The organism is Micromonospora sp. NBC_01412, assembly GCF_045040215.1.
In the GTDB taxonomy this organism is placed as follows: domain Bacteria; phylum Actinomycetota; class Actinomycetes; order Mycobacteriales; family Micromonosporaceae; genus Micromonospora; species Micromonospora rubida.
In genome coordinates, this window is the sequence record NZ_CP109528.1 from 2,628,925 (window position 1) to 2,652,568 (window position 23,644).

Below are 23,644 nucleotides of genomic sequence, written 5' to 3' on the forward strand. Positions count from 1 at the left end.
GGCATGAGCCGCTCTTCCACGCCGGGTTCCCCGGCAGGACGTCACACCGTGCCGCAGGGTAACCGTGCGCGCTCGTTCAACTACCCTGCGGGCGAGGAGCTGGACGAGGTCGCCCTCGACCCGGCGCTCGCCACCACGCCCGGTCACGGCCGGGTCGGGGTCTTCCAGGCACCGCGTCCCGCGCCCGGCCGCCCGGCCGCACCAGAGCCGCCCGCGCCGATGGTCGCCGAGAACGCGGACATCGACTCCCCGTTCCTCGACCTGTTCGGCGGCGCACACCCGGGGACGTCCCGGCCCGCGCTGCCTGCCCCGGCCCGACCGACCGGCCGGGACCTTCCCGCGATCCCCCACCAGCAGCCGGCCACCGTGCCGCCGCCCGCCCGCGCGGAGGTGCAGCCGGCCCCCGTCGAGCGGCCCCCCTCGCCGGTCGAGCGCACCCCCGCACCGGCGCCGAGCCGGGCCCGGGTCCCTCAGCAGCCGGCGGACCGCCTCCCGGCGGTCCGTCCCGCCGCAAGGCCCGATCTGCCCCCGCCCCCGGTCACCCAGGTCACCGGCCCCGACGACGAGACGTACGGCTGGCGCGACGTCGCGCCGCCCGCCGTCCGGGAGCCGGAGCGGCCCCCGCACCGGGCCGAGCCGCACCGGGAACCGGAGCGGGCGACCCGCCACGCGTCCGAGCCGGCACCGGCCGGCCTGGAGGCCACGCCGCCCCGCCAGCGCACGGTCGACCGGCGCGACCGGCCGGGCAAGCCTTCCCGGCCCGACAAGGCCGCGAAACCGACCAGGCAGGCCAAGCCGGTCCGGGCACCGAAGATCAAGTTCGGGGACCGGGACCCGTCGGTCGAGCTGGCCATCACAGAGATCGCCGGCCACCTGACGTTCACCCCCAACACCGTCACCGCCTGGTACTGGCTGCCCGAGGTGCGCTGGGCGTTCCGGCCTGACGCCGAACGGGAGGCGCTGCTCGCCGCGATCTCCGAGCAGTACGCCGGGCTCGCCGGATTCCGGCTGCACCTGCGCCGCACCACCCGCCCCTTCCCGGCCGACGAGTGGGCCCGCACCATCGACGCGCACACCGCGACCCCGCTGCCCGACGTGCCGGGCACCGCCGGCTGGGGCGACCACCTGGTGGCGGCCCAACGGCACCTGCTCTCGGTCAACCACGCCGAGGGGCAGACGTACCTCGGCGTCACCTTCGCCCGGCGCTCCCTCGGCGACTCGCTCACCGAGCGACTGCTGCGCACCTTCGGCCGGGGTGTTGCCGACGGCGAGCGCCGCAAGCTCGGCCGCACCATCGAGCAGTTCGACGAGGTGCTGGGCGCGTTCGGCATGCGTGGGCGGCGGGTGACCGCCCAGGAGCTGGAGTGGCTGCTCTACCGCTCGGTCGCGCTGTGCATGGCCCCACCCGGCACCCTCTCCCCGATCACCAACGGCCAGTGGGAACGCGGCGACCTGCTCGCCCTCACCGAGCAGGTCGAGCGCTACCGCACCCCGTACGGGTCGACGGTGAAGCTGGTCAACCGGATGACCGGCGAGGAGCGGCACGTGGCCGTGCTCGCGGTCGGCCGGATGGAGCCGCTGGAGATCCCCGAGCGGCACGAGCCCTGGCTGCACTTCCACGAACGGCTGCCCTGGCCGATGGAGATCTCCACCCGGGTCGACATCCTCGGCTCCGGTGACTCGTTCCGAAACCTTGAGCACCGGCTGCGGATGATCCGCTCCCAGCAGCTCGACTACGCCGAACACGGCATCGACGCCCCACCCGAGCTGGAACGACTCGCCAAGCGGGCGCTGGTGATCGGCGACGAGATGACCACCGGCCTGCCGGTCGACTCGGCCCGGGCGCACGGCTGGCACCGGATCGCGGTCGGCGGCCGGACCAGGGAGGAGTGCCTGGAACGGGCCCGCCGGCTGATCCAGCTCTACTCCCGCGAGCTGCGCGTCTCGCTGCAACACCCGAAGAACCAGGACTGGCTGGCCCGGGAGTTCATCCCCGGCGAGCCGATCGCCAACACCGGCTACGTCCGCCGGATGCCGGTCAACCTGCTCGCCGCCGCGCTGCCCCAGGCCGCGTCGACGGTGGGCGACCGGCGCGGTGACCTCATCGGGCGGACCGCAGGCACCTGCCGCCGGCCGGTCTTCCTCGACCTGCACTTCCCGATGGAGGTGCGGGAACGCTCCGGGCTCGCGGTCTTCGTCGCCGAGCCGGGCGGTGGCAAGTCGACGCTGCTCGGCGCGCTGGGCTACCTCGCCGCCCGGCGCGGGGTGCAGGTGACCCTGCTCGACCCTTCCGGGCCGCTGGCCCGGCTCTGCAACATGCCGGAGCTGCGGCCGTACTCACGGGTGCTCAACCTGACCGGCTCCGAGCAGGGGACGCTGGCCCCGTACGCGCTCATCCCGACACCGCTGCGCAGCGAGTTCAGCGCCGGCGCGACCGGCGACCGGGAGTTCGAGATCGCGATCTCCAACGCCCGCGCCGAGCGCCGCATGCTGGTACAGGACATCTGCATGATGCTGGTGCCGCCGCAGGTGGCCCGGGAGGCGTCCACCGCCACCCTGTTCCGGCACGCCGTGCGCCAGGTGCCGGCAGAGGAAACGTCCACCCTGGACGACGTGGTCGCCTGTCTGGGTCAGCTCGACGACGACGCCGGCAAGGAATTGGCAAACCTGCTGCTGGACACCGCCGAGATGCCGCTGGCCATGCTCTTCTTCGGCCGCCCGCCGGAAGGGCTGCTCGGCGCCGACGCGGCGCTCACTGTGATCACCATGGCCGGGCTGCGGCTGCCCGACCTCAAGATCGAACGGGAGTACTGGTCGGCCGAGGAGGCCCTCGCGCTGCCCATGCTGCACACCGCCCACCGGTTGGCGGTGCGCCGCTGCTACGGCGGTTCGATGTCGTCCCGGAAACTGGTCGGCCTGGACGAGGCGCACTTCATGGAGGGCTGGCGCTCCGGCCGGTCCTTCCTGGTCCGACTCGCCCGCGACTCCCGCAAGTGGAACCTCGCCGCCCTGGTCGCCTCGCAGAACCCGCGGGACATCCTCGGCCTCGACGTGCAGAACCTCGTCTCCACCGTCTTCGTCGGCCGGATCGCCGAGGACGCCGAGATCGCCTCCGAGGCGCTGCGGCTGCTCCGCGTCCCGGTCAACGACGGGTACGAGGCCACCCTGGCCTCGCTGTCGACTGCGGATGCCACGTCGTCAGCCCGGCTCGGCTTCCGCGAGTTCGTCATGCGCGACGTCGACGGACGGGTGCAGAAGGTCCGGGTGGACGTGTCGTACGTCGACGGGCTGCTGGACCACCTGGACACCACCCCCGCCGCAGTCGCCGCGACGGCCGGGCAGCTGCCGACCAATCTCCCGGACCTGGAGGCGTGACATGGCGAGGGTGCGGGCCCGGCTAGCGGCGTTCCTGCTCGCGCTCGGCGTACTCGCCGGGGCCACCGTCGCCTGGCCGGTGGTGGGCGGCGACCCGGCGTACGCCGCCCCGCCGACGGCCCAGGCCCGCGCGGATCTGTGCACCACCCAGGAGTGGCAGGCCGACTTCCGCACCTGCGTCGGCAAGCTGACCGATGTCGCGGCCGATCGCGCGCAGTGCCTGGAAGCGCCGACGCCCAGCGCACCAGACTCCGGTCTGGCTGGCTGGTTTGCCAGCGCACCTCCCAAAGAGGCGCCGGGTGGCGTCACTGGCCAGTACAGCCTCTATGGATACGGCGGCTATGGCTACACCACCTACGACATACCAGGCGGCTGTGCCTCCACCGTCCTTCACCCGGACTACAAGTTCACCACTACCGTCGCCAATGGCGAATTTATGATCGCTACTGCGATCATCGGCGCATCAAACGCCGCGCGAGAAAGGGCTTGGGATCCTCGGTCCATGTGGGGGTGGGCTGATCCGCTCGTAGACCAAGCCACTAAGGCCGTCTACCAGAAGGTGTTCAGCGTATTCGGCATCATCACGCTTTGTGTGGTAGGTCTTTACCTCCTCTGGAGATCCCGCCAATCGGACATGAGCAACGCGATGACGACAGCGGGTTGGGCTCTACTGGTAATGGTTGCGGTCACCGCATTGGCCGCATGGCCAGTCAAGTCTGCCAACTTGGCAGACGGGACGCTGATTACCACTCTTGGCGTAGTACACGACGCTGTCGGCCCCCAGGCAAAGGATCCGGCACCAGGCCGCTGCATCGATTCACCTGAGCGGTGTAAAGACCTTCGGCCCCCGGCCATTCGCGCCAGCGACACCGCCACTGAAACCATGTTGTACCGCAATTGGCTCCGCGGCGTCCTGGGATCGGCTGACAGCGAAACGGCCAAAAAGTATGGACCAGCACTTTATGACGCAAGATCTCTGACATGGGGGGAAGCCCAGTCCATCCGCGCCAACCCTGCCACTAGATCCGCCACGATCGAGGCCAAAAAGCAACAGTGGATGAAGGTTGCCGAGCAGATCAGGAACGAAGACCCTGAGGCGTACGAGTATCTTCAGGGCATCCGGGACATGGACCGGGTCGGTTCCGGCTTCATCGCGGTGCTCGCCGCACTGCTCTTCGCGATGTTCGATCTCACCGCCTCGCTCCTGGTCCTACTGGGCTTCCTGATCTTCCGGTGGGCGGTAATCGCAGCCCCGATCCTAGGCACCGTCGGCCTGATGCGTCCGGCCAGCGCCGGGCTGCGGCGGCTAGCCAACGCCGTCGTCGCTGCGGTGTTCAACATCGCCATCTTCGGCACCGGGGCCGCCATCTACCTCTTCGCAGTGGATCTGATCATGAGCACGGCCACCCTACCGGGCTGGCTCCAAGTTGTGCTGGTCTGGCTCTGCGGCGTGGTCGGCTGGCTGCTGCTGCGGCCCTATCGGCGGATCACCCAGTTGGGCGGCAAGGACAGCAGCGAGGCCGTCAGCTCGGCCGGCTCGTGGCATCGTCGGTTCTTCCGGGACATGCGCACCGCCGCACGGCTGGACGTGGCCGAGCCGGGCGGCACCGCCGAGCCGGCCCTGGCCCGGCGGCGAGGCGTGGGGCTGGAGCAGCGCAGCCTCCGGCCGGAGGCCCGGCACGAGGATCCGAGCCACGCCAAGGTCCCCACCACCGTCAGCAGCACCCAGAACGAGCGGCAACAGGACGAGGCCACCGTGCCGGAGCAGCGGAGCGAAGCGCGTCCCGCCGCCCCTCAGCCCCGGCGTCGCCAGCCGGCGGCCTGGACCGAGCCGGACGTGCCCGAGGAGAACCCGTCCTTCGTCATCTACCGTCCCGGCTCCGCCGAGCCCGCGACACCGCGGCCCACCGCGCCACGGATCCGCACCGAGGCACGGTGAGGGCGGTGCGACGGGCGATCGAATTCCTGTTCACGAAGGCGCTGCGGTCCCGGCTGGGCATCGCGCTGGCCATCGGCGTCCTCGTGGTCGGCGTGCTCGGAGCGGCCAGGTTGGTCTCCGGTCTGGGGGACCCCCAGGCGGGCCTGAGTCAACCGAGTGAGCCGATCACCACCGTCGACCCGACCACCGGTGACGACGGTGTAGTCGGGAGCACCACGCCCCCGTCACCGGTGACCCGTCCCGGCGCACCGCCGCCCGAGCAGATCGCGGACAGGTTCACCACCGCCTGGCTCGGCGGTGGCCGCGTCGGCGCCGAGGAGTGGCACGCCAGCCTGCGCCAGTTCTCCACGCCGGAACTGACCGAGGAACTTGCCGGCGCCGACCCGACGGGGGTCCCGGCGGAGCGGACAACCGGAGAACCGAGCCTCCGACCGCGGACGGAGCACTTCGTGGAGGTATTGATACCGCTCGACTCGGGGCGCCTACGGCTGGAACTCGTGGCCCCGGACGGGCAGTGGCTGGTCGACGCCGTGGACTGGGAGCGGACATGAGCGATCACATGGAAGGCGGGACTCCGCGCCGCCAGCAACTGCGCGTCGGCGCCCTGGCCGCCGCGCTGACCGCAGTCTTCACGCTGCTCTGCTGCACCGGCGGCACTGCGGCGTTCTTCCTCACAGAGCTGAGCGGCGGTGGGGACGATCTCTCCCCCGAGACCCGGTCCGGCTGCGGGCGGACCCATCAGGTCAACGTCTCAGGAAAGATGCCGCGCTTCGCCCAGTACGGCGACAGCCAGATCCGCAACGCCGCTGTCATCATCAAGGTCGGCTCCGACATGAAGGTTCCGCCCCGCGGGTGGGTCGTCGCGGTCGCCACCGCCATGCAGGAGTCCGGTCTGCGCAGCCTCCCCCACCTCGGCAGCCGCAACGACCACGACTCGGTGGGCCTCTTCCAGCAACGCCCCAGCCAGGGCTGGGGCTCACCGGAACAGTTACAGGACCCGGCCTACACGTCCCGGAAGTTCTACGAGAAGCTGGTGAAGGTCCCCAACTGGGAGCAGATGCCGCTGACCCGAGCCGCCCAGCGGGTGCAGGTCAGCGCCTTCCCGGATGCCTACGCCAAGCACGAGGAGCTGGCCAGCAAGATCGTGGACGCGCTCGCCGGGGGTGCGGCCCGCACGGTGCAGGTGGCGAAGCAGAACATCTGCAACGCGGCCACCCGAGGCCAGATCGCCGCCTCGGGCTGGACCGCGCCGATCCCCGGTGGCGTCGGGTCCGGGTTCCGGACGGCGAGTCGTCCCAGCCACAACGGCGTGGACATCGGCGCGCCGAAGCACACCCTGATCCGCGCCGCCGCCACGGGTCGAGTCCTGGTCGCCCGCTGCGACCCCGACCATGGCGGACGCAGGAGCTGCGACGTGGACGGCTGGCCGGGCAAGGGCGGGTGCGGCTGGTTCGTCGACATGCTGCACGCCGGCGGTTACGTCACCCGGTACTGCCACATGATCGTCAAGCCCCGGGTAGTTCCCGGTCAGCTCGTGAAGGCCGGCGAGGTGATCGGGGAGGTCGGCACCAGCGGCAACTCCTCCGGGCCACACCTGCACTTTGAGGTACACCTCGACGGGGATCGCTCCAGCCGGGGCGCCGTCAACCCGGTGTCGTTCATGCGGGACCGGGGCGCGCCGCTGAACGGCAAGGCGTGAGGCCCCGGGACGCATGACCGGGCCATTCCCCGACCCCTTCGCCGACCAACCCGACTGGGCCCCTCTGCCGCCCCGGCCGATCGAGATCGTGCCCGCGACCGTCCGGGTCGAACTGCGCGGCCAGCGGGTCCTGATCGGACTACCGGGTCTCGGTTGGCGCGGTGACCTGCGCGCCGACGAGCGGGTGGTGCAGAACAGTCGCACCTACGTGCCGGTCATCCCGGAACAGGAGTGGTATCGCGCCGAGTCCGAGCAGGTCGAGGTATTTGCCCCGCTCGTGCCGGTCGAGCGGGTCTGGGTGGAGGCCGTCGGGACCCGACCGAGCGGCGGAGCACCCCAGGAATCCGGTGCCCACCTGGTGTCCCTGGACGCGCCGACCCACCGCGCGCCGACCCCGGTGTTCGATGCCGGCGCCGTCGCCGGGCGACGAGTCGTGCATGCCACGGACACCGGCGAGCAACGAGACCTGCGTGCGGTGACCGAGACCTACTCGGGCACGGACGGAGACATCTGCGTACGAGTCACTCCGGAGTTGGAGTGGTACCGCTGGGCCTGGCGGGGGCAGCCTCCGACGACCCTGGAGGTCCCGGTCCACCTACTGTGGATCGAATAACCGTCAGCTGGGTTGCGCGGTGCAGACGCGCCATCCTTCCTGCTCGAACAACTCGAAGCGCCAGTTGTCGGTGAGGCTCTGCTGCACCCCATCCACCTGGGCGGTTCTCCTAATCACCGCGTCTACGATCGCGTTCGACGAACCACCTCGAGCGACTGAAACATTCTCAATGTTCACCGATATTGAGACATCCAGCTCCTTTTCCTTGGCGAGGATCTGGTCTCGAAATGCCTCGATCGCAGGCATCCGGTCACCACAGGTAAAGAGTGTCGCTCGGTTCTGGTCACGCCCGACCAGCAGGGCCTGAAGATAACTGACGACCACCACGTCGGGGGCGCTGCGGTCCGGGGTGGTGGCGCGTTCGTACAGGACGAAGGCGGTCGCCACGCCCCCGAGCATAAGCAGACTGGCCACCCCGGCGACCACGGTGAGGATGGTGCGCAACCGACGTGGCGGACGGGCCGGTGCCGGCGCCCCGGACGGGGGTGCCAGTTGCTCCGGCGGGGTCCGTTGCGCCGGTACGCGGGAGACCTGGGAACCGGCGGAGGGCTGCACTGATTCCACCCCTTGAGGCTATCGGCTGGACGCCTCGTACCCAATGCCCCAGACGCCACCGATCATGACCGGGGACACGACTGGCCCGGGCCGCCGCGCGCCGATCGCCGATCGCCGAGGACGGGGGCATGGCCGTGCCGGGATGAGAAGACCGCTGCTCTCGGCGCGAGAAACCGCCCCACACCACCAAGGGGAGGTGCCGTGCCGGTAATCACTCGGCACGTGGGCGCACCGCCGTGGCGCATCCCGGAGAGGGCTGGCGACCTGGGATACGGTCACTGCGCGGGGAGGGGTTGCCAACCTCGGGAAGAGGGGTGGACGCGGTGGCCGGTCCGAGGACACGCACAAACCGCGCCGCTGCCCTGCACCGGAGGGCGGAGGCGACGGCCTCCGCGGCGTCCAGCATCCTGGACGAGACCCGGCCCGCGCCGGCCGACCAGCGCCGGCAGTACGAGCTCGCGGACCGGCTCCGCAGCGCGGCGACCCTGCTGGCGCCGGGCTGGGCGGGGGAACCACTGGAGACGGTCGCCGCGGAGACTCCCTCGGGCGAGGGGCCACCGGTTTTCGTCCGGGTCGGCACCGCCGCCCCGCTGGAAGACGCGCGCTTCCCCGCGCTGGTGCCGCTGCTCGGCATCGGGCACTTGGCGATCGACACCGACGCTCGTGACCCGCGGGTGGCCGGGCTACTCCGGGCGATCCTGCTTCGGCTGCTCGCCGCGACGCCCGCCGGCTGCCTGCTGGTCCGCGCCGTCGACGCGATCCGTACCAACGACACGGTCCGCACCAGTGCGGGCGCGGGGCAGTCCGCAGCGCCGCCCGACACCTTCGCGCCTTTCGCGGCGCTCGCGGACGCCGGGCTACTGCCCCCGCCTGCGGTGGACGTCGCCGGGCTGCGGGCGGTACTCACCGAGGCGGAACAGTGGGTGGCTCCGGGCACCGGCCGGCCGCGCCGCCACGACCGCACGCTGCTGCTGGTCGTCGCCGCGTTACCCGAGCTGACCGGGCCGACCGACCTGGGGCGAATCGAGGCGCTGGCCGAGCAGGGACGCGCCGCCGGGCTGCACCTTGTCGTGGCGGGGTGGCCCCCAGCTGGCCCGTACGCGAGCCGCGCCCCCCTGCCGCAGGCCACACCGTTGTCCGTGCGCAACGCGTACTCACTGTTGGGCGACCCTCCCGACACCTCGTTCGCCGGCCCGGGCGGGGAGACGCCGGGAGGGCTCAACTCGCCTGTCTTCGTCGACGAGGATCCACCCCCGGCACTGGTTGACGAGGTCTGCCGACGGCTCGCCGAGGAGGTGGAGGCCGGCTCCCGGCTCAGCCTGGCGAACCTGCTCCCCGACCCGGACGAGCCACTGTGTGTGGCCAGTTCGGCGGAGGGGATCGCCACCACGGTCGGGGACGCCGGCGGTCGGCCGGTGACCGTCGGCTTCACCGAGCTGACCCCGCACTGGCTGGTCAGCGGCCGGTCCGCCGCAGGCCGCGCCGCCTTCCTCACCAACGTACTGCTCGGTCTCTCCGCCCGGTACGGCCCGGACGAGTTGGTCCTGCACCTGGCCGACCTCGGCGAGGGTGAGTCGTTCGCGGAGTTTCTCCAGACCGAGCGGGACCGGTCCTGGGTGCCCCAGGTCCGTACGGCGGGGATGGCCGCCGACCGGGAGTACGTGCTGGACCTCCTCGGTGAGCTGACCGGGGAAGCCCGGCGGCGGGAGGAGGCCGGGCAGCGCGCCGGCGGACAGCGGTTCACCGCCCTGCGGGAGCACCAGCCCCTGCCCCGGGTGGTGTGTGTGATCGACAACCTCCCGCTGCTCCTCGCGGACCGGGACCGGCTGGCCGCCGAGGCGACAGCCCGGTTGGACGCCCTGGCGCGCTCGGGCCGGGCGTACGGCGTCCACCTGGTCCTGGCCGGGGAGGGCGACCTCGGGATCGCCGGTGGGCAGACGACCCGCGACTCGATGCTCGGGCAGTTTCCGGTGCGGGTGGCGCTGGCCGGCGGCGGCCCGGTGCTGGAGCCGAGCAACGACGCCGCCGCCGGCCTGCCGGTGGGCAGTGCGGTGGTGAACACGGCGGGCGGGCTCGGCGGGCCCCGGGGCGCGACCCGGGGGCACGAACGGCTGGTCCGGTTCCCCGACCCGCACGAGGCCCCGGAGAGTATCGCGGAGCTGCGGCACCGGCTCTGGGAGGCCCGGGCGGAGCGGTCCGCGCCCCCGGTCGTCTTCGCCGGCTGGGCGCGTCCGCTGTTGCGCAACGATCCCCGCTACCGGGCTGCCTTCGCGGGCCGGGCCCGCGGTCCGGCTGCCCTGCTCGGCCGTGCGGTGGACCTGTCCCGGTCGACTGTGGCGGTGCCGATCGGCCCGGCCGCCGGCCGCAACATCGCAGTCCTTGGCCCAGGGGTGGAGGCCGTCACGCTGCTCGCGACCGCGGCCCGCAGCGTCGCCGCGCACCACCGGCCCGGTACGGGACGGTTCGTCGTGGCCACGCTCTGCGCCGATGCGGTGCCGGTGGCCGACGCGCTCGCCACCGACCTCGCCGGCCAGCACCGGGTGGACCGGGTCGGCCTGCCGGGCCTGCTCGCCGCGCTGGATGTCGACGAGCCGGGCTACCTGGTGGTCTTCGGTCTCGACGGACCCGCCCCGCAGGAGCTGCCGCCGGACCGGCTGCGAGCCCTGCTACGGGAGGGCCCCCCGGCCGGTCGGCACCTGCTCGGCTGGTGGCGCACGGTGCCGCCGTTCACGGCGGTCATCCAGGCCGGGGAGGAGGTCGACAAACTCGCTGCCGTCGTGGCGGTGGGTGTACCGGGGACACAGCTCGCGGCGGTGTTCGGCCACCCGGTGCAGTGGCGTCCCCGCACGAACCGGGCCGTGCTCTGGGACGGCCCGGACGAGCCGGGCGTCCTCCTGGTGCCGTTCGCCGAGCCCTCGGCGGGACCCGCCCCCGGGAACGGGCCCGACGCCGCGACCCGAACCGACCCCGGGAACGGGCCCGACGCCGCGACCCGAACCGACTCCGAGGACGGAACCGACGCCGCGAACAAGGCCGGAAGCGGGACCGACGCCACGAACGGAACCGACCCCGAGGACGGCACCGACCCCGCGAACAAGGCCGAGAGCGGAACCGACGTCGCGAACGAAGCCGGAGGCGGGGACGCGGCCGAGGCCACAGGCAGGGCCGGGGCCGGCAGCCGGGCCGACGCCGCAGGGACCGGGGAGAGCGCATGAGCCGGGAGCCGACCGGCATCGCCGATGCGGCGACGGCTGCCACCCCGGTCAGGCAGCGATCCGGTGCCGATCCCGCGCCGCCCCGCCCCGCCGACGGCACCACCGCCTGGACGGAGTACGTCGCCGCGGCCCGGCAGCTCGACGGTGTGCGCCGGAGCGCGGCGACCGCCGCAACGGAGCAGGCCCGCGCGGTCCGGGCTGCCCGGGAGGAGCTGACCACGGTACGCGAGCGACTCGCCCCGCAGCGGTCCCGGCTGCGGGAACTGGGCGTACCCCCGATGGTGCTGATGCCGTCGCCGCCCGAGCTGACGGAGGCGGCCCGGAGCATGGTGGCCGGGCCGACGGCGGTGCTGGGCGCGCTGCGGGCGGCCCGGGGCTGGGCGGACGCGGCGGACGGCGTGCTGGCCGCGCGCAGCCCGCTCCGCCCGGCGGCCTGGCCGCCGCAGGTCCGCAACCTGCTGGTGTACGGGCCGTTGGCGCTGGTCGTACCACTGCTCCAGGTGGCGCTCTACCTGGCCACCGGCACCGGCCCAGCGAGCGTGGCCGCCCTGGTCTGCGGGGTGCCGATGCCGGCGGCTGCCTTCGTCGCCGGCTGGCTCGCCGTCGGCCGGCTGTTCGACGGTGCGCCCGGTCCCTCGGCGGCCGGGGAAGCCGCCCGCCGGACGTCGAGCCCGGATACGGTGCCGGACCCGGCGACCGATGGCCGGTTGGACCGGACCCCCCGGTGGGGTGCCCTGGTGTGCCTCGTCCCGGCGGTGTCGACCACGGCGGGGCTCGTTCTGGCGATGCTGGCCGGCTGACCCACCCGGCGGGTCGAACAGGGCGCGACCCTGTCGGCGCCCGTTTGGGGAATCCCCGCGGTCAGCGGTGGATGATCAGCGCCATCGCCTCGGCCCGGGACTTCGCGTCGTGTTGGAGCGTGCCGCGCACCGCCGAGGTGATGGTCTTCGCGCCGGACTTCTGGATGCCGCGCATCGCCATGCACATGTGCTCGCACTCGAGCACCACCACGACGCCGCGCGGAGCCAGCTTGCTCATCAGCAGGTCGGCGATCTGCGAGGTGAGCCGCTCCTGCACCTGGGGGCGGCGGGCAAAGACCTCGACCAGCCGGGCCAGCTTGGACAAGCCGGTGATCCGGCCGTCCGTTCCGGGGATGTAGCCGATGTGGGCGCTGCCCCGGAACGGGAGCAGGTGGTGCTCGCACAGGCTCATCATGTCGATGTCCCGGACGAGCACCAACTCCTCGTGGTTGGCCTCGAAGGTGGTGCTGAGCACCTGCGCCGGGTCGACCCGCAGGCCGGCGAAGAGCTCGGCGTACGCGCGGGCGACCCGGGCCGGGGTCATGACGAGCCCGTCGCGGTCGGGGTCCTCCCCGACCGCGATCAGGATCTCGCGTACCGCCTTCTCGATCCGGGGCAGGTCGACGGCCTCCTCGACCGGGCGCCCGGTCAACTTACCGTTGACCAGGCGCGCGGCGAGGTAGTCCAGCCCGTCGGTGTCGGGCTCGGTCGACGAGGCTCCCTGGATGAGGGCCTCGGGACCGACCTTCGGGTCGGTACTCAGTGCGTACCGTCCGAGTTGTTCGAGTTGTTCGAGCTGGGCGTGCCGCCGCCGACGGACGCGCCGTCCGCCTGGGCCTGCGCCTTGAGCGCGTCCTTCTCGCTCGGGGTGAGCACCGGGGGCTCGGTGGAGGGCTGACGCTTGCCGAAGCCGTTGTACGGAGCCATCGGCGGGCGCTTCACCACCCGGCCGGCGATCCGGGCCATGTCGGCCGTGGAGAGGGTCTCCTTCTCGATCAGCTCGAGCACGATGCTGTCCAGGACGTCCCGGTATTCCACCAGGATCTCCCAGGCCTCGTCGTGGGCCAGTTCGATCAGCGCCCGCATCTCGTTGTCGATCTCGGCGGCCACCGTGTCGGAGTAGTCCCGTTCGTGGCCCATGTTGCGGCCGAGGAACGGCTCGTCCCCGCTGGTGCCGTACTTGATCGCGCCGAGCTTGGAGCTCATGCCGTACTGGGTGATCATCGCGCGGGCCAACCCGGTGGCCTTCTCGATGTCGTTGCCGGCGCCGGTGGTCGGCTCGTGGAACACCAGTTCCTCGGCGGCCCGGCCGCCCAGCGCGTACGCCAGGGTGTCGACCATCTCGGCGCGGGTCTGGGTGTACTTGTCCTCGGTCGGCAGCACCAGGGTGTGGCCCAGCGAGCGGCCACGGGACAGGATCGTCACCTTGTGCACCGGCGCGGCGTGCGGCAGCGCCCAGGCGACCAGCGCGTGCCCGGCCTCGTGGTACGCGGTGATCTTCTTCTCCTGGTCGCCCATCACCCGGGTCCGACGCTGCGGACCGGCGATCACCCGGTCGATCGACTCCTCCAGGGAGTCGTTGCTGATCGCCCGCTGGTCCTTGCGGGCGGTGAGCAACGCGGACTCGTTGATCACGTTGGCCAGGTCGGCACCGCTGAAGCCGGGGGTCCGCCGGGCCACCGCGTCGAGATCGACGTCGGGGGCGAACGGCTTGCCCTTGGCGTGCACCCGCAGGATCGCCTTGCGGCCCTCCATGTCGGGGGCGTCCACCGGGATCTGCCGGTCGAAGCGGCCCGGGCGCAGCAGCGCCGGGTCGAGGATGTCCGGCCGGTTGGTGGCGGCGATCAGGATGACCCCGCCCTTGGTGTCGAAGCCGTCCATCTCGACGAGCAGCTGGTTGAGCGTCTGCTCGCGCTCGTCGTGACCGCCGCCCATGCCGGCGCCGCGGTGGCGACCGACGGCGTCGATCTCGTCGACGAAGACGATCGCCGGGGCGTTCGCCTTGGCCTGCTCGAAGAGGTCACGGACCCGGCTGGCGCCGACGCCGACGAACATCTCCACGAAGTCCGAGCCGGAGATCGAGTAGAACGGCACCCCGGCCTCGCCGGCGACGGCGCGGGCCAGCAGCGTCTTACCGGTGCCGGGCGGCCCGAAGAGCAGCACGCCCTTCGGGATCTTGGCGCCCAGTGCCTGGTACTTCGCCGGGTTCTGCAGGAAGTCCTTGATCTCGTGCAGTTCCTCGACTGCCTCATCGGCGCCCGCGACGTCCGCGAAGGTCGTCTTCGGGGTGTCCTTGGTGATCATCTTCGCCTTGGACTTGCCGAAGTTGAGCACCCGGGAGCCGCCGCCCTGCATCTGCGACATGAAGAACAGCAGCAGGAGCACGAGCAACGCGATGGGGAGCAGGTTGACCAGGAGGCTCACCCAGACGCTGTCGGACGACACCTTGGTGTCGGCCGGTCCGGTGATCCGGTTGGCCGCCTTGGCGTCGAGGACCTCGTTCCAGACCTGGCCGCCCACCTCGTACGGGAACTGGGCCTCGATCCGGTCGGTGTTGGTCTCACCGAACTTGGTCTTGCTCTCCAGGTCGAGTTGGAGCGTCTGCTCCTTGTCCTGGAACACCGCCTTCTTGATCTTGGCGGTATGCAGCTGGTCGAGCGCAACGGAAGTGTCCACGCGGTGGTAGCTGGGACCAGCGGTGAACAGCTGACTGAGCACAACGGCGCCGAGGATGACCAGGATGATCCAGACCACCGGTCGGCGGAAGAAACGCGTACGTTCCATGCTGTCGTCGAGCGCCGAGGCGCCCGCATCCTCCTGATCGACGTCCTGACCGTCTGAATGGCTTGTCGCCGCCGAGGCGGCGGCCGGAGCCGCCGTGCGGGCCGGCCTCGACCCCGGGGCGCGCCAACTGCCGCACCACGGTCACTCGACGGTACACCGTGCGCGCGACATGTGAGCTTGCGAGCCCAGCAGTTACGCGTAAGGCGAACCGGGTTTCAGCCGGCGTGGCGGGAGTTCTGCACCCGGCCACCCGACCGCCCGGTCACGCGGGTCGAAGGACCGGGTGTAGAGGGCAACTCCACACCACCGACCCCTACCGTAGACCGATCAGCTGAGAGCGCGCTGAACGTCCGCTTGACGGGTGCCGGTACGAACGGGCCTCACGCCCGGGCGTAGACCTCGGGCTTGAGCACACCGACGTAGGGCAGCTCGCGGTACCGCTCCCCGAAGTCGAGGCCGTAGCCGACGACGAACTCGGTCGGAATGTCGAACCCGACGTACTTCACCGGCACCGGGACCTTGACCGCGTCCGGCTTGCGGAACAGGGCGACGACCTCGACGCTGGCCGCCGAACGCGACTCCAGGTAGCGCAGCAACCAGGAAAGGGTGAGCCCGGAGTCGACGATGTCCTCGATGACCACCACGTGCCGTCCGGCGATGTCGCGGTCCAGATCCTTCAGGATCCGGACCACGCCGGAGGAGGTGGTGCCCTGGCCGTACGACGAGATGGCCATGAAGTCCAGCTCGGCGGGGGGACCGTGCCGGCCCAGCGCCCGGGCGAAGTCGGCCATGAACATGACCGCGCCCTTGAGCACGCAGACGAGCAGGAGTCCGTCGACGCCCGCGTAGTCAGCCGAGACCTGCTTGGCCAGCTCCGCCGTCTTCTCGCGGATCTGCGCCTCGGAAATGATCACGTGGTCGATGTCGGCGTCGTACCAGGAGCCGTCAGCCATGACTCCTAGCCTGCCGTACGCCGGATGCCCTCCGTCGGCGGGGCCGCCCCTTTCGACGCGGTCCCGCCGGGATTTTCTCCACATCCGGCGCGAACCGGGTCAGCAGATACTGGATCGCCACCGGCGACCCTCGTCGGTGGGCTTCCAGTCGGCCGAGTCCCGGCTGTCGGCGACGAGGCCGAAGGTCGACGCAACGACGAGGAGGAGCAGGAAGAGCAGGAACGGCAGGAAGGCCATGGCGGCGCTCGCTTTCGCGGGGTTTTCGGATGTTTTCGCCGCCGGTGCGCACCGGACTGGAACCAGTCTGCGCGCCTGCCCACCCACCGGACAGTGGCAGTTATGCCACCCGACCTCGATTTCCTGCCACCCGTACGGTTACCCTCGTCACATGCTCCGATCCGTCGCCGTCCTCGCGCTCGACGGGGTGGCCCCGTTCGAGTTGGGGGTGCTCGCCGAGGTCTTCGGCACCGACCGGACCGCCGACGGCTTCCCCGGTTACCGGTTCACCGTCTGCACGTCCGACGGCGCCCAGGTGCGTACCTCCGTCGGGTTCCACCTCACCCCGCACGCCGACCTCGGACCCATCGAGGACGCCGACCTGGTCGCGGTGCCCGGGCGCAACGGCGGCACCGACGCGTCCCCCGCCGTACTGGACGCGCTGCGCCGGGCCGACGCGCGCGGAGCGCACGTGTTGAGCGTCTGCTCCGGGGCGTTCGTGCTCGGTGAGGCCGGGCTGCTCGACGACCGGGAGTGCACCACCCACTGGCGGTACGTCGACGAGTTGCAGCGCCGCCACCCCCGGGCCCGGGTCCGGTGCAACTCGCTCTACGTGGCCGACGGCCGGCTGCTCACCAGCGCCGGCACGGCCGCCGGCATCGACGCCTGCCTCCACCTGGTACGCCAGGAGCACGGCTCGGCCACCGCCACCCGGCTGGCCCGCCGGATGGTCGTCCCGCCGCACCGCGACGGCGGCCAGTCCCAGTACGTCGAGGCACCCATCCCGAAGGCCTCCGAGGCACCCACCCTGGAACCCGTGCTGGAGTGGCTGATGGGCCACCTGGACCGCCCCGTCACCGTCGACGGGCTGGCCACCCGGGCCGGGATGACCCCGCGCACCTTCGCCCGCCGGTTCCGCGCCGAGACCGGCACCACACCCCACGACTGGCTGACCAACCAGCGGGTGCTGCTGGCCCGGCGGCTGCTGGAGGAGACCGGCCTGAGCGTCGAAGGCGTGGCCGGCCGGGCCGGCTTCGGCGACGCGGCGACCCTGCGCCACCACTTCACCCGCCGGCTGGACACCACCCCGCACGCCTACCGGGCCACCTTCCGCGACCGCGCCACGACCGGCTGACCGCTTGCCACCGGCCACCGGCCGGATCCGGGCCGGCGGCGGTGAACCGTCAGGCGATCGGGCCGGCGGCGGTGAGCCGGCCGGCGCGGCGGACCACCCGGATGCCGCCGGGCAGATGGGTCGCGCCCTGTCCCCGCCAGTCGGTGACCAGTGCGTCCAGCGCGGCGACGTGCCGGTGGGACAGCGCGGCGGGCGCCGCGCCGAGTTCCCGGGCCCAGGCGTGCAACACCCGGGTCCGGACCGCCGGGGCGAGCCCGGCCAGCGCCTCGACCGACAACCCGCCCCCGGGCACCCGCACATCCGCCGGCGTCGGCCCCCCCGCCCCGCCGGCGGTGGCGGCCGGATCGGCCAGAACCGCAGGGTCAGGCGGGGGCAGGGCGGCGGCGGCCGGATCGGCCAGAACCGCAGGGTCAGGCGGGGGCAGGGCGGTGGCGGCCGGATCGGCCAGAACCGCAGGGTCAGGCGGGGCCAGGGCGGCGGCGGCCAGGGCGTCGAGGGCGGCGGTGTCGGCGGCCACCAGGCGGGCAGTCCGGGCGAGGTTGTCCAGCACGGCGGGGCCGAGCGCCCGGACCAGCGCGGGCAGCACGTCGGCCCGGACCCGGGACCGGGCGTACGAGGGGTCGGTGTTGTGCGGGTCCTCCCACGGGGACAGCCCGAGGGCGGCGCACGCCTTGCGGGTCTGCTCCCGGGTCACGTCGAGCAGGGGACGCAGCAGCGGCACCCCGGACAGGTCCCGTCGGGGCGGCATCCCGGCCAGCCCTCGCGGGCCGGAGCCCCGGGCCAGCGCGAGCAGCACCGTCTCCGCCTGGTCGTCGCGGGTGTGCCCGGTGAGCAGCGCCGCCGCCCCGTGCCGCCGGGCCGCCTCGACCAGCGCCTGGTAGCGGGCCTGACGGGCGGCCGCCTCCGGCCCGCCGGGACGGCCGGCGACGTCGACCCGTACCGCCTCGGCCGGCGTGAACCCGGCACCGGCGGCCCAGGTCGCCACAGCGGCGGCCCGCCGGTCTGAGCCGGCCTGGAGGGCGTGGTCGACGGTGACGAGCCCGGCCCGCCGGCCAAGCCGGGGCGCGACGAACGCCGTGGCGGCGGCCAGGGCGAGCGAGTCGGCCCCGCCCGAGCAGGCGACCAGCACCGGCCCGTCCCCGGCCAGCCCGGTCAGCGCGCGGCGGACCGCGAGCCGGACAGCGGCAACCGACGGGGCGAGCGCGGCCATCGGCGTACGGTCAGCCGACGGTCGGGGTGGCGCCGGCCGGCCCGTGCACCCGGGCGACCCAGGCGTCCGGGTCGCCGAGCTCATCCAGCCGGGGCAGGGTCAGCGGGGAGCCGAAGATCTTGTTGAAGCCGTCCATGCCGACCCGGTCGACGACGCCGTGGACGAACTTGCGGCCCTCGGCGTACTGGCGCATCTTGACGTCGACGCCGAGCAGCCGGCGGATCGCCTTCTCCAGCGGGTTGCCCGACTCCCGGCGCCGGTTGAACCCGGCCCGGATCCGCTCGACGCTGGGGATGACCTGTGGGCCGACGCCGTCCATCACGAACTCGGCGTGCCCCTCGAGCAGGGTCATCAGCGCGGTGAGCCGGTCGAGTACGGCCCGCTGGGCGGGGGTCTGCACAATGTCCAGCACGCTGGCCCGGCTCTCCGGGTCCTTGACCGCGTCGGAGAGGGTGGCCACCCCCCGGCGCAGCCGCTCGACCAGGTGCTCGCCGCCCTGCGAGGCGTCCACGAACGCCTGCACCTCGCCGAGGAAGTACGCCCGCATCCAGGGCACCGACGTGAACTGGGTGCGGTGGGTCACCTCGTGCAGGCACACCCAGAGCCGGAAGTCACGCGGGTCGGCCCCCAGCTTCCGCTCCACCTCGACGATGTTCGGCGCGACCAGCAGCAGCTGGCCGGGGTCGCCGGAGAAGACCTCGTACTGGCCGAGGACCCGGCCCGACAGGTACGCCAGCACGGTGCCGGCCTGGACCCCGGTGACCCGGGAGCCGATCGCCTCGGTGAGCGGACCGGGTTGCTTGTCGCCGGAGAGCCGGCCGACCAGCGGGGTGATCACCTCGCGCAGGCCGGCGATGTTGGTCGCCGCCCAGTCCCGCCGGTCCACCACGCGCACCGGTGGGTGCGCCACCTGCGAGCGGAGCCCGGTGTAGTCGGCCACGTGCCCGGCCGCCTCGTCGGTCAGTCGCCGCAGCTCGGAGACCACCTCAGCGGCCTCGGCGTACGCCACCCGGGGCCCCGACTTGCTCAACGCCCCCGCGGTCGCGGCGGCCAGATCCCAGTCCACGAACTGCGCCATGCACCCACCGTACCCGCGCCGGAACACCCCCACCTTTCGCCGATGACAGGACATGACCCCGCAAAAGGGTCCGGGCCGGTTCAGCGGCAGCCGCAGCGGGCCAGCGCGGAGGTGATCCGGTCGAGGGCACGCCGGGTGTCGTCGAGCGAGTCGGGCGGCGTCTGGTCGGTGAGCACGGCGAACGTGAGCAGCCGGCCGTCGGCGGTGGTGACCAGCCCGGCGATGGCGTGCACCCGGGTCAGCGTCCCGGTCTTGGCCCGGACCACGCCGGCCCCGGCCGCCGTGGCCGGCACCTGGTACCGCCCGCCGAGGGTGCCCGACCAGGCGGCGACCGGCAGGCCGCCGAAGATGGCGGCCAGCTCCGGGTGGGTGCCGTTGCCGGCGAGCGAGATCAGGTCGGTCAGCAGGGAGGGGCTGATCCGGTTGCTCCGGGACAGCCCGCTGCCGTCGGCGAGGGTGATCTCGCCGGCCGGCAGGCCCAGCTCGCCGATCACGATGTCCATCGCCGCCGCCCCACCGACGAAGGACGCCGGCTGGTCGCGGGCCAGCGCGACCTGCCGGGCCATCGCCTCGGCGATCACGTTGTCACTGTCGGTGATCATCAGGTCGACCAGCCGGATCATCGGCAACGACTCGACCTTGCCCAGTTCGGCGCCGGGCGCGGGGGCAGCGGCGGACGGGGCCGCGCCGGCGGACGGGGCGGTGTCCCGCTTCACCTCGGCGGCGGCGCCGGTCAGCCCGAGCAGCCTGGCGAAGGCACGACCGGCCACCAGGTCCGGCTGCGGGACCCGCTCCGCCCAGCCGTGGCCGGCGTCGAAGTTCTTCTTCGCGGTCTGCGGATCCCGGCGCGCGCCGTCGGTCATCAGCGCGCTGATCGCCGCGCCGAACCCGCCGGTGGGAATGTCCGAGTCCCAGCCGGGGCCGTACACCGGGCCGGGGAAGAGCGAGGAATCGACGGTGACCCGGGTCGGCGCGGTGCCGCCGAGCGCCTGCTTGACCTGCTTGGCCAGGTCGTCGAGGCGGGCCGCGTCGGGGTAGAAGCCGTCGCCGTCCACCGCGAGGGTCGGGTCGCCGCCGCCGACGAGGACCACCTCGCCCGGGTTCGCGCCGGCCACGGCCCGGGTGGGGATGCGGTGGTCGGGCCCGCGGGCCTCCAGCACGGTGACGGCGGTGGCCAGCTTGGTCACCGAGGCTGGGACGGTGCCGGCGTCGCCGCCCCGCGAGTAGAGCGACCGGCCGGTCGTCACGTCGGCCACCGACACGTTGACCCGGCTGCCCAGTTCGGGGGCCCGCAGCAGCGGTTCGAGGGCGGCGCGCACCCCGTCCGGGGTGGGCTCGGGGGCGTTACCGTCCGGGCCGGCGAGCACCGGGACCGGCTCCGGCTCGGCGGCCTCGGCGGTCGCCTGCGGGGTGGGCCGGTCCGCGCCGAGCCAGCCGGCGACCGGACCGGGCCGGAGCACCGCCAGCCCGGCCCCGACCAGGGCGAGCAGCAGCACCGTGGCCAGCACGGCCAGCGGGAGGCGTCGGCGGCGGGCCGGCGGCTGGCCGTACTCCGGGGCCGGCCCGGCCGGCGGCTCGCCGGCACCGCCTCCCGCTGCCGGTTGCGGCGTGGGGGCGGCAAAGCCGGCCGCCTGGCCGGCCGAAGCCGGCAACCGGTCGGCCGCGGGCGCCCGGTCCGGGGGCCGCCACACGGGCGGTGGGGGCCACTCCCCGGGCCTGGTGAGCCGGGCCGTGGCATCGGGGTCGATGCCGTCGGCGGGGGGCGGCACGGGGGTACGGGGCAGGTGCGCCTCGGGCACCGGGACCCGCCCGGTCGCGCCCCCGGCGCGCGGATGTCCGCCCTTCCGCCCGTCAACCCCCTCCGGACGGTAGTGTGAATCTTCCCTCCCCACGGCCCCCTCCTCCCACGTGGAAAACAGCTTGGGTGACACTACTTCGGTCCGAAGACTATGCGGCGGCCGGAGCAGGCGGGTGGGCATTCACCTGCCTGGGGAGCGGCGCAGCTGGTTTCCGTTAGCCAGCGTGGGCAGACGAGGGAGCGTGGGAGATGGATTTCGACGTCACGGTTGAGATCCCCAAGGGTCACCGCAACAAGTACGAGGTGGACCACGCGACCGGCCGGATCAGGCTGGACCGCACCCTCTTCACGTCCACCCAGTACCCGGCGGACTACGGGTTCATCGAGGGCACCCTGGGCGAGGACGGCGACCCGCTGGACGCGCTCGTGCTGGTCCCCGAGCCGACCTTCCCCGGCTGCCTGATCCGCTGCCGCACCATCGGCATGTTCCGGATGACCGACGAGAAGGGCGGGGACGACAAGGTCCTCTGCGTGCCCTACGAGGATCCGCGTCAGGAGCACCTGCGCGACATCCACCACCTGGGCGAGTTCGACCGGCTGGAGATCCAGCACTTCTTCGAGGTGTACAAGGACCTGGAGCCCGGCAAGTCGGTCGAGGGCGCGACCTGGGTCGGCCGGGTCGAGGCCGAGGCCGAGGTCCACAACTCGTACCGGCGTGCCAAGGAGGCCGAGGAGCGCGGCGAGTCCACGCACTGACCTCCGACAGACGTCGACGGGCCCGGGGGCCGCTCAGCCGAGCAGCCCCCGGGCCCGTTCGTACAGGTCGAGCACTGCGCAGGCCACCGGCACCACGGAGACCACCAGCGCGGTGTCGGTCAGGTCGGCCAGCCGACCGACGTACGGCGACACGGGCCGCCGGGCGTACGTGGTGCCGGCGGCCACGGCGACCAGGGCCACGACCAGCCCGCCGGCGGCCAGCAGCAGCCTCCCGGCCGGACCGGAGCCCACGGCGAGCACCCCGCCGAGCAGGGCGGCCCCGGCCAGCCCGGCGGCCACCGGGGGCACCCGGTGGCGCAGCGCCACGAAGAGCCGGGAGCGCAGCAGCAGCACGACGGACGCGACCGCCACCAGTAGCCGGCCGGCCGTCCCACCCGTCACGGCGAGCACCGCCACCGCCCCGGCGGCCAGCACGGCGTGCCCGAGCAGCATCCCGGTCAGCATCTCCTCGGTCCGGGCCACGGCGGCGTACACCCGGGCCCGGTCCGGCAGGTCCCGGGCGGCCTCGGCGCCGGGGCTCCCGTCGCCGGGCAGGGTGATCGGCGGCAGCGGCATCCTGCCCAGCCGGATGGCCAGCAGCGGCAGCCCGCCCAGCGCGAAGACCAGGACGCAGACCAGCACCGCCGCGGCGGCCTCGGCCGGCAGCGCCAGCCCGCCGAGCGCGACGAGCGCGCCGGCCGCCCCGGCGGTCGCGCCGGCCACGAAGACCCGGGCCCGGCTGGCCACCCCGAGCAGGCCGAACATCGCCACCAGCAGCAGCGCCACCGCGCCGGCCAGCAACTCGGGGGCACCCAGCCAGCGCAGCGGCGGGAACGCGCCGACCGGGTCGCCGGTGCTGACCGCGAGGGCGCCGGCCACGGCGGCGTACGGCAGGGCGTAGCCGCCCAGCGTGGCGCCGGTGGCGCCGTCGCCGTACGCCCGGGAGGCGACCGTGCCGGCGACGGTGAGCAGCAGCGCCACCGCGACCGCGACCGGCCAGCCGGCCCGGTGCCCGGGCCCGGCGGCGAGCACCGCGAGTAGCCCGACGGCGAGCGGGACGGCCGCCCCGGCCAGGGTGGCGGCCCGGGTGGCGGCCGGCGACCAGGCCGCACCCCGGCGACGGGCCCCGTCGACGATCGCCTCGACCACGTCGTCGTACTCCAGCTCGGGCCACTCGGCGCGGGCCGGCACCAGGTGCAGCACCTCGCCGTCGCGGACCCCCTGGGGCAGCAGCGCCTGGGCGGTGAGCAGCACCGCTCCGTCGGCGCGACGCAGCACCCAGCCTCCGTGCCGCTCCCCGTCGTCGGCCAGCCCCTCGCCGGCGTGCCGGAGCACCTCGGGCAGCAGCTCGACGAGGGGGACCTGCTCCGGCAGGGCGACGTCGACCCGGCGCTGGGGGGCGCTGATCGTGACACGGGCCAACCCGGATGTCATCGGCGCATCTCCATATCGAGGGGGCGGCGGCTGCGCGGACGGAAGGACTTTACCTACCATGAGCCAGGCTCGGGTCACCGAGCG

17 protein-coding genes and 1 pseudogene are annotated in these 23,644 nt (G+C 73.2%); 9 read left to right on the forward strand and 9 right to left on the reverse strand.

All coding sequences use genetic code 11. The features are described from left to right. The first annotated feature begins 3 nt into the window (after positions 1-3). Genes OG617_RS12000 through OG617_RS12020 form a run of 5 tightly spaced genes read left to right on the forward strand, consistent with a single transcriptional unit; the run spans position 4 to position 7,626 of the window. Positions 4-3,375, forward strand: coding sequence for an ATP-binding protein (locus OG617_RS12000; RefSeq protein WP_405101306.1), 3,372 nt, complete (start codon positions 4-6; stop codon positions 3,373-3,375). A gap of 1 nt (position 3,376) precedes the next feature. Next, entirely contained in the window at positions 3,377-5,314 is a 1,938-nt protein-coding gene (locus OG617_RS12005; RefSeq protein WP_405101308.1) for an MFS transporter, read from the forward strand. Next, positions 5,311-5,865 carry a hypothetical protein gene (locus OG617_RS12010; protein WP_405101310.1) on the forward strand — a complete coding sequence of 185 codons (555 nt, stop codon included), beginning with the start codon at positions 5,311-5,313 and terminating at the stop codon, positions 5,863-5,865. The genes OG617_RS12005 and OG617_RS12010 overlap by 4 nt, the downstream gene beginning before the upstream one ends. Further along, positions 5,862-7,013 carry a peptidoglycan DD-metalloendopeptidase family protein gene (locus tag OG617_RS12015; protein ID WP_405101312.1) on the forward strand — a complete coding sequence of 384 codons (1,152 nt, stop codon included), beginning with the start codon at positions 5,862-5,864 and terminating at the stop codon, positions 7,011-7,013. The genes OG617_RS12010 and OG617_RS12015 overlap by 4 nt, the downstream gene beginning before the upstream one ends. A gap of 13 nt (positions 7,014-7,026) precedes the next feature. Next, a complete protein-coding gene (locus OG617_RS12020) occupies positions 7,027-7,626 on the forward strand; it encodes a hypothetical protein (RefSeq protein WP_405101314.1) in 600 nt (199 codons plus the stop codon). 3 nt (positions 7,627-7,629) lie between these two features. Here the strand turns inward: OG617_RS12020 and OG617_RS12025 are convergent, their stop codons facing one another. Beyond that, complete coding sequence (locus OG617_RS12025) at positions 7,630-8,181, reverse strand: hypothetical protein (RefSeq protein WP_405103637.1); 552 nt, start codon at positions 8,179-8,181, stop codon at positions 7,630-7,632. Between the two features lie 314 nt (positions 8,182-8,495). Between OG617_RS12025 and OG617_RS12030 the strand changes: the two are divergent. Next, a pseudogene (locus OG617_RS12030) lies at positions 8,496-11,102 on the forward strand (FtsK/SpoIIIE domain-containing protein); the annotation flags it as partial. A 290-nt stretch (positions 11,103-11,392) separates the two neighbouring features. Next, a complete protein-coding gene (locus tag OG617_RS12035) occupies positions 11,393-12,196 on the forward strand; it encodes a hypothetical protein (RefSeq protein ID WP_405101316.1) in 804 nt (267 codons plus the stop codon). Positions 12,197-12,257: 61 nt separating this feature from the next. On the opposite strand, the gene folE is transcribed toward OG617_RS12035, so the two are convergent. From folE to OG617_RS12055, 4 genes are all read right to left on the reverse strand, one after another. After that, positions 12,258-12,923 (reverse strand): GTP cyclohydrolase I FolE, encoded by a 666-nt coding sequence (gene folE / locus OG617_RS12040; protein ID WP_405103639.1) that lies wholly within the window; start codon positions 12,921-12,923, stop codon positions 12,258-12,260. A 32-nt stretch (positions 12,924-12,955) separates the two neighbouring features. Further along, positions 12,956-14,980: an ATP-dependent zinc metalloprotease FtsH gene (gene ftsH / locus OG617_RS12045; protein ID WP_405101318.1), complete on the reverse strand. Its 2,025-nt coding sequence runs from the start codon at positions 14,978-14,980 to the stop codon at positions 12,956-12,958. Positions 14,981-15,360: 380 nt separating this feature from the next. Continuing rightward, positions 15,361-15,933 (reverse strand): hypoxanthine phosphoribosyltransferase, encoded by a 573-nt coding sequence (gene hpt / locus OG617_RS12050; RefSeq protein WP_350881361.1) that lies wholly within the window; start codon positions 15,931-15,933, stop codon positions 15,361-15,363. Between the two features lie 99 nt (positions 15,934-16,032). Further along, the gene (locus OG617_RS12055; protein WP_405101321.1) at positions 16,033-16,170 is read right to left on the reverse strand and encodes a hypothetical protein; all 138 of its coding nucleotides are present in this window, start codon (positions 16,168-16,170) and stop codon (positions 16,033-16,035) included. A gap of 151 nt (positions 16,171-16,321) precedes the next feature. Between OG617_RS12055 and OG617_RS12060 the strand changes: the two genes are divergently transcribed. Beyond that, positions 16,322-17,284, forward strand: coding sequence for a GlxA family transcriptional regulator (locus OG617_RS12060; protein ID WP_405101323.1), 963 nt, complete (start codon positions 16,322-16,324; stop codon positions 17,282-17,284). A gap of 49 nt (positions 17,285-17,333) precedes the next feature. Here the strand turns inward: OG617_RS12060 and tilS are convergent, their stop codons facing one another. From tilS to dacB, 3 genes are all read right to left on the reverse strand, one after another. Further along, positions 17,334-18,494, reverse strand: a complete 1,161-nt coding sequence (tilS, locus tag OG617_RS12065) for a tRNA lysidine(34) synthetase TilS (protein WP_405101325.1) — start codon at positions 18,492-18,494, stop codon at positions 17,334-17,336. A 10-nt stretch (positions 18,495-18,504) separates the two neighbouring features. Beyond that, positions 18,505-19,572, reverse strand: coding sequence for a zinc-dependent metalloprotease (locus OG617_RS12070; protein ID WP_396682530.1), 1,068 nt, complete (start codon positions 19,570-19,572; stop codon positions 18,505-18,507). A gap of 80 nt (positions 19,573-19,652) precedes the next feature. Beyond that, positions 19,653-21,080, reverse strand: coding sequence for a D-alanyl-D-alanine carboxypeptidase/D-alanyl-D-alanine-endopeptidase (gene dacB / locus OG617_RS12075; protein ID WP_405103641.1), 1,428 nt, complete (start codon positions 21,078-21,080; stop codon positions 19,653-19,655). Positions 21,081-21,619: 539 nt separating this feature from the next. On the opposite strand from dacB, the gene OG617_RS12080 reads away from it, so the two are divergent. Beyond that, positions 21,620-22,126: an inorganic diphosphatase gene (locus OG617_RS12080; RefSeq protein ID WP_396682528.1), complete on the forward strand. Its 507-nt coding sequence runs from the start codon at positions 21,620-21,622 to the stop codon at positions 22,124-22,126. Positions 22,127-22,159: 33 nt separating this feature from the next. Here OG617_RS12080 and eccD read toward each other — a convergent pair whose 3' ends face one another. Then, complete coding sequence (gene eccD, locus OG617_RS12085) at positions 22,160-23,560, reverse strand: type VII secretion integral membrane protein EccD (protein WP_405101327.1); 1,401 nt, start codon at positions 23,558-23,560, stop codon at positions 22,160-22,162. Positions 23,561-23,644: the final 84 nt, after the last annotated feature.

Bases quoted from the DNA above. Each gene is read 5' to 3' on its own strand.
- OG617_RS12070 (WP_396682530.1), bottom strand. From the start codon at position 19,572: ATGGCGCAGTTCGTGGACTGGGATCTGGCCGCCGCGACCGCGGGGGCG.
- OG617_RS12080 (WP_396682528.1), top strand. From the start codon at position 21,620: ATGGATTTCGACGTCACGGTTGAGATCCCCAAGGGTCACCGCAACAAG.
- OG617_RS12060 (WP_405101323.1), top strand. From the start codon at position 16,322: ATGCTCCGATCCGTCGCCGTCCTCGCGCTCGACGGGGTGGCCCCGTTC.
- ftsH (WP_405101318.1), bottom strand. From the start codon at position 14,980: ATGGAACGTACGCGTTTCTTCCGCCGACCGGTGGTCTGGATCATCCTG.
- OG617_RS12035 (WP_405101316.1), top strand. From the start codon at position 11,393: ATGAGCCGGGAGCCGACCGGCATCGCCGATGCGGCGACGGCTGCCACC.
- OG617_RS12015 (WP_405101312.1), top strand. From the start codon at position 5,862: ATGAGCGATCACATGGAAGGCGGGACTCCGCGCCGCCAGCAACTGCGC.
- OG617_RS12020 (WP_405101314.1), top strand. From the start codon at position 7,027: ATGACCGGGCCATTCCCCGACCCCTTCGCCGACCAACCCGACTGGGCC.
- OG617_RS12000 (WP_405101306.1), top strand. From the start codon at position 4: ATGAGCCGCTCTTCCACGCCGGGTTCCCCGGCAGGACGTCACACCGTG.
- tilS (WP_405101325.1), bottom strand. From the start codon at position 18,494: ATGGCCGCGCTCGCCCCGTCGGTTGCCGCTGTCCGGCTCGCGGTCCGC.
- eccD (WP_405101327.1), bottom strand. From the start codon at position 23,560: ATGACATCCGGGTTGGCCCGTGTCACGATCAGCGCCCCCCAGCGCCGG.
- hpt (WP_350881361.1), bottom strand. From the start codon at position 15,933: ATGGCTGACGGCTCCTGGTACGACGCCGACATCGACCACGTGATCATT.
- OG617_RS12005 (WP_405101308.1), top strand. From the start codon at position 3,377: ATGGCGAGGGTGCGGGCCCGGCTAGCGGCGTTCCTGCTCGCGCTCGGC.
- OG617_RS12055 (WP_405101321.1), bottom strand. From the start codon at position 16,170: ATGGCCTTCCTGCCGTTCCTGCTCTTCCTGCTCCTCCTCGTCGTTGCG.